Origin of the sequence: Streptomyces inhibens, from assembly GCF_003389455.1 — a bacterium.
GTDB lineage: Bacteria > Actinomycetota > Actinomycetes > Streptomycetales > Streptomycetaceae > Streptomyces > Streptomyces inhibens.
The window spans coordinates 1-801 of sequence record NZ_QUAC01000267.1 but is presented as its reverse complement, the minus strand read 5'-3'; the positions used below and the strand labels follow the sequence as shown (position 1 = coordinate 801).

General features: G+C 65.2%; 1 protein-coding gene. It reads left to right on the top strand.

What is annotated here, in order from left to right; genetic code table 11:
• Nucleotides 1-321: 321 nt before the first annotated feature.
• The coding region (locus DY245_RS32790; protein WP_128510814.1) for a DUF6445 family protein at nt 322-801 on the top strand (480 nt) is incomplete at its 3' end.

Sequence of the window (801 nt, the reverse complement as noted above, 5' to 3'; positions counted from 1 at the left end):
GTAGAAGTACGGGACGGTCGCGTAGCGGCAAAGGGCCCGGGAATCGGTGCTGAGGACGTGCTCGCACTCGCCGGCCGTCGCCGACGACCTGGACAGAGACGTGGTTGAACGCGCCACCACCCGCAGGACGTTCGCCCAGATCTTCTTTGGGCGCCGCTCGCCTTTCGTAGCCGAGGCAGAGCAACTGATAGAGGGCCTGCACGATCGTCACCTGCGCGGCAGATTCAGCGAAACCAGACCCCCTGGAACAGCGGTGAGTTGACGGAAGATTGACCCCTTCGCGGGAGTGCCCTGACGCAGACCGACCATATGGTCAGCGACATGCCCCCACACCCCCCAAGGACCCCGGTGCTCCCCGTCCTCCCCTACCGCAAACCCACACCCGGCCGGGACTACTGGGTCCTGGACAACGCGCTGCCCGACGTCAATGCCGTCCGGGCACGCTGCCTCACCAAGGACAACTGGGTCGAAGGCTATCCACACAAGCCCGAGAGCTGGCCCGGTCTGCGCACCATGCCCGGGCTCGAACCGGCCGAACTGGCCCGCGTCGAAAAACTGGTCATGAAAGCCACCCGTGCGCGTCAGCTGTGGCGGCAAACCGCCCCTGGTGGCAGCACCCTCCATCACAACTGCATCCAGGTCGTCGGCAAAGACGAGTGCGAGCCACGGCCACACACCGATTCGCGATCACTGTGCCGCTACGCCGCAGTGCTCTACCTCAACCCCCAAGTGCCCAAGGACTGCGGAACCAGCTTCTACCGTCAGAACCTGCCAGGCGGCCAACTCGGCGGAAACATGGTG